The 7,589-nt window shown below is 44.5% G+C and carries 6 protein-coding genes and 2 pseudogenes; 2 read left to right on the forward strand and 6 right to left on the reverse strand.

Annotated elements, in window-relative coordinates:
* Positions 1-45: 45 nt before the first annotated feature.
* The 6 genes from ilvA to ilvL form a co-directional block, all read right to left on the reverse strand.
* Entirely contained in the window at positions 46-1,593 is a 1,548-nt protein-coding gene (gene ilvA / locus AAY47_RS00725) for a threonine ammonia-lyase, biosynthetic (RefSeq protein WP_083446768.1), read from the reverse strand.
* A 2-nt stretch (positions 1,594-1,595) separates the two neighbouring features.
* The gene (gene ilvD, locus AAY47_RS00730; RefSeq protein ID WP_047766335.1) at positions 1,596-3,446 is read right to left on the reverse strand and encodes a dihydroxy-acid dehydratase; all 1,851 of its coding nucleotides are present in this window, start codon (positions 3,444-3,446) and stop codon (positions 1,596-1,598) included.
* Positions 3,447-3,537: 91 nt separating this feature from the next.
* Complete coding sequence (locus tag AAY47_RS00735; protein ID WP_047766336.1) at positions 3,538-4,464, reverse strand: branched-chain amino acid transaminase; 927 nt, start codon at positions 4,462-4,464, stop codon at positions 3,538-3,540.
* Between the two features lie 24 nt (positions 4,465-4,488).
* Positions 4,489-4,746 carry an acetolactate synthase 2 small subunit gene (ilvM, locus tag AAY47_RS00740; protein ID WP_047766337.1) on the reverse strand — a complete coding sequence of 86 codons (258 nt, stop codon included), beginning with the start codon at positions 4,744-4,746 and terminating at the stop codon, positions 4,489-4,491.
* The gene (ilvG, locus tag AAY47_RS00745) at positions 4,743-6,389 is read right to left on the reverse strand and encodes an acetolactate synthase 2 catalytic subunit (RefSeq protein WP_047766338.1); all 1,647 of its coding nucleotides are present in this window, start codon (positions 6,387-6,389) and stop codon (positions 4,743-4,745) included. The genes ilvM and ilvG overlap by 4 nt, the downstream gene beginning before the upstream one ends.
* Before the next feature lie 142 nt (positions 6,390-6,531).
* Positions 6,532-6,627, reverse strand: coding sequence for an ilv operon leader peptide (gene ilvL, locus AAY47_RS21535; RefSeq protein WP_152669737.1), 96 nt, complete (start codon positions 6,625-6,627; stop codon positions 6,532-6,534).
* A gap of 596 nt (positions 6,628-7,223) precedes the next feature.
* Between ilvL and AAY47_RS00750 the strand changes: the two are divergent.
* Together AAY47_RS00750 and AAY47_RS23115 are read left to right on the forward strand one after the other, a co-directional pair.
* Positions 7,224-7,403: pseudogene (locus tag AAY47_RS00750) on the forward strand (magnesium chelatase domain-containing protein); the annotation flags it as partial.
* 47 nt (positions 7,404-7,450) lie between these two features.
* Positions 7,451-7,589, forward strand: a pseudogene (locus AAY47_RS23115) (transposase); the annotation flags it as partial.

Below are 7,589 nucleotides of genomic sequence, written 5' to 3' on the forward strand. Positions count from 1 at the left end.
GATTGGTATAGAAGATATTCTGCTGTTTATTTAATTGATTTATTATTAAGTCAGAAATAATTTAAATGAAGGATTACCGGTTTCATCATGATATTCATAGCCCAGCGCATCCAAATGGCTATCAAAACACACTTCTGGCCCTGCAAGCTCAAAGGCAGCCAATACTCGCCCATAATCCGTGCCGTGACTGCGATAATGAAACAGGGTGATATTCCAATGCGTCCCTAATGTTTGCAAAAATTTCAGTAAAGCCCCCGGAGATTCAGGAAAGGCAAAACTAAACAACCGCTCCTGCAATGGCTTGGAGGGTCTGCCACCGATCATATAACGAACATGCAGCTTCGCCATTTCATCATCCGTAAAATCAGCAACTTGATATCCCGATGCGTTTAACTCTTCAATAATTTCACGACGTTCGCTATTTCCCCGGCTCAATCTGATCCCCATAAAAATGCAGGCTTGGTTGGGATCGGTTGCATCCGAATAACGATAGCTAAATTCAGTTACGACACGAGTACCCAGTATCTGGCAAAACTGTAAGAAACTCCCCTTTTGTTCAGGGATCGTCACCGCCAGCAAGGCTTCGCGTTGCTCTCCAAGTTCGCAGCGTTCTGAAACGTAACGCAACCCATGAAAATTCACATTAGCCCCAGAAAGAATATGTGCCAGCCGTTCTCCCTGAATCTGGTGTTGCTGGACATATTTCTTCAAGCCTGCCAGTGCCAGCGCACCGGAAGGTTCTGCAACCGCCCTGACATCTTCAAAGATGTCTTTCATAGCCGCACAGATAGCATCGCTGTCTACGGTAATGACATCATCGACATATTGCTGGCATAAACGAAACGTTTCGTCGCCAATGCGTTTAACCGCAACACCTTCCGCGAATAATCCCACTCTTGGCAAATCGACCGGATGCCCTGCTTCCAGTGCGGCTTTCAAACAGGCAGAATCCTCGGCTTCCACACCAATGATCTTCATTTCAGGTACAAGCTGTTTGATGAGAACAGCAACCCCTGCAATCAATCCGCCGCCACCAACCGGAACAAAGATACGATCAAGATGAACATCCTGCTGTAGCAACTCCATTGCCAGTGTCGCCTGACCTGCAATCACGACAGGATGGTCAAAGGGTGGAACGAAGGTGTAACCATGCGCTTTTGCCATCTCAATGGCTTTTGCCTTCGCTTCATCAAAGTTCGTACCATGCAATAGAACCTCGCCACCAAAACTGCGAACTGCATCGACTTTGATATCCGCTGTCGCTATCGGCATGACAATGGTGGCTTTTATGCCAACCTTATTGGCCGATAATGCAACACCTTGCGCATGGTTACCCGCTGAAGCCGTGATCACACCTTTGCTTTTTTGCTCTTCCGTCAAACCCGCAATCATCGCGTACGCACCGCGCAATTTGAAACTATGTACCAACTGGCGATCTTCCCGTTTAACCAAAATCGTATTGCCTAAACGTGCAGAGATTTTTTTCATTTCCTGTAAGGGAGTGACTTGAGCAATATCATAAACTGGCGCACTCAATGCCGCCTTGAGATATTCCGCCCCCTTGGGTTCAGTATTCAGAGGATAAACCGCCACAATCAACCCCCCAGTTTGGTTTTATCACGCACAGCGCCTTTGTCAGCGCTGGTCGCTAATGAAGCATAAGCCCGTAATGCCAAAGAAACTTGACGTTCACGGGACTTAGGTGTCCACGCCTTATCTCCGCGAGATAATTCAGCCTGTGTACGATCAGCCAGTTCTGTTTCCACCACATCTAACTGAATTGTACGGTTCGGAATATCAATATTGATGAAATCGCCATCATGAATCAGGCCAATCAAGCCACCATTTGCCGCTTCTGGAGAGACGTGACCAATAGATAATCCCGATGTTCCGCCTGAGAAACGTCCATCCGTAATCAATGCACAACTTTTTCCCAATCCCATCGATTTCAGATAGGTGGTGGGATAGAGCATCTCTTGCATCCCTGGGCCACCTTTCGGCCCTTCATAGCGAATAACCACTACGTCGCCTGCGACGACTTTTCCACCGAGAATGGCTTCTACTGCATCCTCCTGGCTCTCGTAAACTTTGGCTGAGCCACGGAAAGTCAGGATTTCTTTGTCAACGCCTGCTGTTTTCACAATGCAGCCATCTCTTGCTATGTTGCCGAATAAAACAGCCAACCCACCATCCTGACTGTAAGCATGAGTCAGTTCACGAATACATCCCGCTGCGCGATCGGTATCTAACGATGGCCAACGACAATCTTGTGAGAAGGCTTGCGTGGTGCGAATTCCGGCTGGCCCCGCTGCATACATCCGCTGAATATTTTCATCTTTGGTCAGCATGATGTCGTACTGGGCCAATGTTTGGGGCAAATCCAAACCCAAAACATTTTTCACATCACGATGCAAAAGCCCTGCGCGATCAAGCTCACCAAGAATGCCAAACACACCGCCAGCGCGATGGACATCTTCCATATGATATTTCTGGGTGCTCGGCGCCACTTTACATAAATGCGGCACCTGACGAGACAAACGATCAATATCCGTCACCGTGAAGTCAACTTCAGCTTCTTGCGCTGCGGCCAACAAATGCAAAACGGTGTTAGTCGAACCGCCCATTGCAATATCCAATGTCATGGCATTTTCAAAGGCCGCTTTGGTCGCAATACTACGCGGGAGAGCGCTATTATCATCTTGCTCATAATAACGCTTAGTCAGTTCAACAATGCGTTTACCGGCATTGATAAACAGGGTTTTACGATCAGCATGGGTCGCTAGCAGTGAGCCATTACCTGGCTGCGAAAGTCCAAGCGCTTCGGTCAAACAATTCATCGAATTCGCCGTAAACATACCTGAGCAGGAACCACACGTTGGACAGGCAGAACGTTCGATTTGCTCGCTCTGTTCATCACTGACATTTGGATTGGCACCCTGAATCATGGCATCGACCAAATCCAGTTTGATCAGTTGATCGGATAATCGCGTCTTACCCGCTTCCATTGGACCACCAGAAACAAAAATAACCGGAATATTTAAGCGCAAAGAGGCCATCAACATGCCCGGTGTGATTTTGTCGCAGTTGGAAATACATACCATAGCATCAGCACAGTGGGCATTGACCATGTACTCCACTGAGTCAGCAATCAACTCCCGCGAAGGTAACGAATAGAGCATTCCACCATGCCCCATTGCGATTCCATCATCAACAGCGATGGTATTAAACTCTTTCGCAACTCCTCCTGATGCCTCAATCTGTTCTGCCACCAGCTTGCCGAGATCACGCAAATGTACATGCCCTGGCACGAACTGCGTGAATGAATTAACAACTGCAATGATAGGCTTTCCAAAATCTGCATCAGTCATACCCGTGGCTCGCCATAAGGCACGGGCTCCCGCCATATTGCGGCCATGAGTCGTCGTGGCAGAACGGTATTTAGGCATTGTTTTCACTCCCATGTCAGTCTTATCAATTAATAGCTTCAGCAATCAAAACAGGCGGGGAACGACCGCCTGTTGAGCTTTATATTTTTTATTAAGGATTAATCGGGTCCAACCAACCCCATTTATCTTCTGTCGTACCATCAAATAAGCCAAAGAACGCGCTTTGGATTTTTTTAGTGGTGGGACCGCATTTGCCGATACCCACCTGAATACCATCTACACTACGAACTGGTGTGATCTCCGCAGCCGTTCCTGTCATGAATACTTCATCCGCTAAATAAAGTGATTCACGAGAAAGTGCCTGTTCACGAACTTCCAGCCCAAGATCCTGTGCCAACTTGATGATGGCATCACGCGTGATCCCCGGCAGGGCAGATGAAGTAAATGGCGGTGTGAATAGAACGCCATCCTTCACTTCAAACAGGTTTTCGCCCGCACCTTCTGAAATATAACCATGAACATCCAGTGCAATCCCTTCCTGATAACCATGACGCCGCGCTTCACTTCCCACCAACAAAGAAGAGAGGTAGTTGCCGCCTGCTTTTGCACCTGTAGGAATTGTGTTTGCTGCCATGCGATTCCATGAAGAAACCATTGCATCAATGCCCTGATCCAAGGCTTCCTCACCAAGATAAGCTCCCCACGGAAAAGCAGCAATGATAACGTCTGTTTTATAACCAGCAGGTGGGTTCACTCCCATGCCAACATTACCGATAAATACCAATGGGCGAATGTAAGCACTGGTTAATTTATTTTTACGCAGTGTTTCACGGCAAGCCTCCATTAATTCATCCACACTTTGACTGACTGGAAAACGGTAAATCTTGGCTGAGTCACGCAAGCGCTGCATATGTTCACGATGACGAAAAACAACGGGCCCTTTATGGGAATCATAGCAACGGATCCCTTCAAATACCGAAGTACCATAATGTAAGGCATGGGACATAACGTGAACTTTAGCCTCTGCCCACGGCACCATTTCCCCATTGAACCATATATAATCAGCTTGCTTTGTCATTCTCAGTTTTCCTTCAAGGGCGCATTATGCGCTTATTAATCGTGATTCTTTATGTTTGATCTCAACACCCGCAACATCCACCAATTTCAGCAATTGGGAAAAAAGTAAATTAACTGGACGTTGGCTAGACACGGTGAGTTCAATATTTACATTATCATTATCTGTTATATGATCCATATTCAATGCGCATATCTGAAATCCACGGTGACGGATAACCCTCAAAATCCGCTCCAAAATCTCAGGACAAAACCGCGCCTTAATAGCAAGTTGATGCTGTATCATAATGATTTCTCCAACATGGTTTCGTTGCCTGCACCTGGTGGAACCAATGGCCAGACATTCTCTAATTCATCAATAGACACATGTAATAAATACGCGCCCTCGCTGTTGAACAAAGCATCCAATGCTTCATCCACTTGTGCTTTGTCAGTCACTCTCTGTCCCGGGATACCAAATGCCTGCGCCAACGTAAGAAAATCAGGATTATCAGTTAAGATCGTTTCGCTATAACGTTTGTCAAAAAACAACTCTTGCCACTGGCGAACCATGCCTAATCTTTGGTTATCCAATAAGATCAGTTTAACCGGCAATTGCTTGCGTTTAATCGTGCCCAATTCCTGAACATTCATCATGAAGGAGCCGTCTCCAGATATGCAGATAACCATATCGTCAGGACGAGCCATCTGGGCACCAATCGCCGCCGGAATACCGAATCCCATTGTGCCTAATCCACTTGATGTGATGAAATTTTCTGGCTGACTAAAAGTCATGTGTTGAGCAGCCCACATCTGATGCTGCCCAACATCGGTTGTGATAACCGTACTGGACGAAGCACGTTCAGAAACCTGCTTCAACAGTAACGGAGCATAAATATTTTCACCCTGATAGTCATAACGCCATGCATGTTCGTTTTTTAATTGTTTGATTTCTTGCTGCCAGGCTTGGATAGATAAAGGTTGTTGTAAATGAGGCAATAGGGTTTTTAAATCACCCAATAATGACACATGGGTTTGACGTAATTTATTGAATTCAACGGGATCAATATCCACATGAATCACTTTGGCATGAGGGGCAAAAGTATTCAGCTTCCCTGTAACACGGTCATCAAAACGCGCTCCGACAGCCATTAACAAATCACAAGATTGAACGGCAAGGTTAGCGGCTTTAGTACCATGCATCCCTAACATTCCCAAATAACATTCATGTTCAAAATCTGCCGCTCCCAATCCTTTCAATGTAGAAACAACGGGAATACCCGTTTCAGAGACAAAATTGCGCAACTCAGGAACAGCACCAGACATGCCAACCCCTCCACCCACGTACAAAATAGGTTTCCGAGATGAAACTAACAATTGACGGGCCAACTCAATCTCTTGTTTTGGGAGAGAAAATTTAGGGGATATCGGTATTAAATAGGGGGCAAAGTCACTTTGGCCTAACTGAATATCTTTGGGTAAATCAACCAGAACAGGGCCTGGGCGACCACTCATGGCAATCGAGAAAGCATCGGCCATGATTTGGGGTAATTTTTCCAGAGAATCAACAAGAAAGCTGTGCTTTGTACAAGAAAGAGACATTCCCAGTATATCGATTTCCTGAAAGGCATCCGTCCCTATAAATTCAGAACTTACCTGTCCGGTAATCGCTACAACAGGAACAGAATCCAATAATGCGTCAGCCAATCCCGTGATTAAGTTTGTTGCTCCTGGCCCTGATGTCGCTATGCAAACGCCCGGCTTACCACTTGCCCTCGCATAGCCAATTGCTGCCATAGCGGCGCCTTGTTCATGGCGACATAAAATGTGCTCAACACCGCCATCATACAGCGCATCATAAACAGGCATGATGGCGCCACCTGGATAACCAAAAACTTTTTCAATTCCCTGTTTTCGTAATGCCTCTACAACCGATTGTGCCCCGTTCATTGCCGTTTCCCCTGTTATGTTTACCTTGCCATTGGCTGTTGTGATGTTTTGTTACTTCTGCGTGTCTAACCCAGTATCAGGCCTAAAAAAAACCCCCGCGCCTTTCGGTGCGGGGGTTTTTGGAATCTGGCTGTTCTTCTGTCTAAGCCGTTCTTCGTCCAAGTGCAGCCCCGCACGGTGGGATAATCACCACCACACTCACAATAATTAGGCTAATCACTAGGACAAATGCATTCATAACTTTATTCGTTTTTAATTCGTATGCTTGACGTATATTTAAGAGTTACCACTTTCTATGATTGTTGACAACGATTATTTTTGTTTTTTTCATAACAAAATTATTTTATTTATATTTTTCATTTAGATAACTAAGAAACAGATAAATCCACTGGAATTCACGCATTTTTAGCTCAGAAAAAATTGCCATCTATTTGTTTAATAAAATTATTAATAGATAAAATAATAAAAAATAAGTTAATCGTCTAAGTCTCGATAACAGGGCAAAAATGTGAACGAAATTCATTTTTTATAGTTAATTATTATCACGATCAACAGTATATAGGATTGATGTTTATTAAATTTATGTATTTTGTGCGGTTATAATTATTAATAAGTACCATTCATTACCGTTCCCTTTTTTATCATAAGAGTACCAGTTTGTTAGAATACTAATATATAACACTATGTTATTATTAAAATTCAAACAACTGAATAGTTGTCAGCATCCTCATAATGATAAATATATTTACGAACCTTTTCACAAAACATTGAAAGGCGACTTTTCATTATTTTTTATCAATCCATGATAACAGCTTTCTTGCTAAGGAGAGCATCATGGCACTGGCTGTTATTCATACACGGGCAACAATTGGTATTGATTCCCCTATCGTCACAATAGAAGCACATATCAGTAATGGTTTACCCGGTCTCACCCTTGTTGGTTTACCTGAAACGACCGTAAAAGAAGCTAGAGATCGTGTCCGAAGTGCTCTGATCAATATAGCTAAATCATACCAATATGGCATAATATCCCAATCCAATATGACAAGGCATAAAGTGAAATGGGTTACAGTCTAGATTTTCGAAAAAGAGTCCTGGCATACAAAGATAAACATTCGTTGACTTTCGAGCAAACGAGTGTCCATTTTGAGATTTCTATTCGTACCCTGTTCCGGTGGAGCCATAAAATAGAACCTTGCA

Origin of the sequence: Xenorhabdus griffiniae, assembly GCF_001028135.1 — a bacterium.
GTDB lineage: Bacteria > Pseudomonadota > Gammaproteobacteria > Enterobacterales > Enterobacteriaceae > Xenorhabdus > Xenorhabdus bakwenae.